The sequence below is a fragment of the Kitasatospora sp. NPDC093558 genome (assembly GCF_040683475.1).
Taxonomy (GTDB): Bacteria; Actinomycetota; Actinomycetes; order Streptomycetales; family Streptomycetaceae; genus Kitasatospora.
The window spans coordinates 1-1,564 of sequence record NZ_JBFBDY010001098.1 but is presented as its reverse complement, the minus strand read 5'-3'; the positions used below and the strand labels follow the sequence as shown (position 1 = coordinate 1,564).

The window sequence follows — 1,564 nt, the reverse complement described above, 5'->3', positions numbered from 1 at the left end:
CCGCTTCACGGCCGATCCCCGCGAGCGCCCCCCCAGGCCCCGCCGACCGGCCGCAGCCACACCGGACCCGCTCAGGTCCGTGCGAGAGCTCCGGGCTCCCCCCCTCCGCGCCGCCGAAGCGCACCCGCCCGCCGAGGACGACGCGGATACCGCGCTCGGCCAGGCGCCCGATGTGCTCCAGGCCGGCCGCAGCAGCAGCGGGCCGTCGGTGGTGGTGCCGGGCCGGGCCGGGCGCAGGTCCTTCGGGGGCGAGAGTCGCATTCCAGCGTCACGCGGTCGACGGACGTGCGCAATGCGGCGGTGCCAAGCCATACCGAGCGCCGGGCTCCTCCTCCGCGAGATCCGTCAACACCTCATGGCACGCAGCCGAGTTGGTCATGCGGATCAGGTCGACGCGACAGTAGCGGACGAGCAACCGCCTGACCGATCAACCCCGAAAACACCACGCCCACAAGATCATTGACATCTCACGCACCATGCCACCGGTGCCGGCCGCCCTTCGCCACCACCGATTGCGGGACAGAGCCCAGTTCGGCAGAGGGACTTCAGAGCGGTCTGAGTGCCGGCTTTCCGGATGCGGGCGGCGCACCCGGATGGTCGAATGGAGGTGTCAGCAGCCCTGGTGTGCGGCCCGGCGCTGCGAGGCCTGCCGCACCCTGCTTCCAGCCGGGCCCGCCGTTCGGGCGGGGTTGGCCGAATTCGGGTCGTCATGGCCGATCAGCTGGTCCAAGCCCTCGATGCGTTGCTCGCCGACAAAGATCCCCGCTCCGCCGGGAAACTGGTGGCCTTGGTGGACGCGGTCGCCAACGGCACGAAGACCCTGGACGACCTCAAGGAGACCGAGGCTGCGGTCCGGTCCTTGGTGGCCAAGCGACTGCCCGCGGGCGTGCCGGATGTGCCGGGGCTGCGCGATGCGCTGAGGTCTCTCGGCGACGCCGACCTCACCGCGGCGGGTGTGACCCGTACGGTGTCCCTCGGCCCCGGTCTGATCGCGGTGGCCGTTCCCGCCGCCGTCGTCAAGGTCCCCAGCCCGCCGGCCGTGCACGTGATCGCGCTGGTCCCCTCCCCTACCGGCAGCCTGGGCCTGGGCGCGCCGGGGCTGTCCGGCGGTGGGGCTCTGGCGGTCTCGGCGGAGCGGCTGGCGGGGGCGCTCGGGGTGGGTGTGGGGCCGCTGGAGGTGCTCGGGGCGGCGATCCTGCGGGCGCCGCAGGGGCAGGCGGCGTCGCTGCTGGTGCTGTTGTCCGCGCGGTTTTCGCCGGCCGTGCAGCTGGGCTTCGGCTTCGGCCTGAACGCGGTCGGTGGCATCGTCGGTGCCAATCGGCGGGTGGACACCGACCGGTTACGCCGGCGGCTCGCCGACGGCGGCGCCGCGGCGGCGCTGTTCCCCCAGGACCCGGTGCGCGACGCCGGCACGCTCTGGGACGCGCTGGAGGACTTCTTCCCGGTCAGCCCGGGCACCCAGGTGCTCGGGCCGACCTTCGCCCTCACCTGGCTCGACCTGCCGGGCATCGGGCCGTTGGTCCGGGCCGACCTGGCCCTGCTGCTCCAGCTCCCGGACGTGAAG

General features: G+C 73.5%; 1 protein-coding gene. It reads left to right on the top strand.

What is annotated here, in order from left to right; genetic code table 11:
• Positions 1–709 precede the first annotated feature (709 nt).
• On the top strand, positions 710–1,564 hold an 855-nt coding region (locus AB0O00_RS38825), incomplete at its 3' end, for a DUF6603 domain-containing protein (protein ID WP_363659385.1).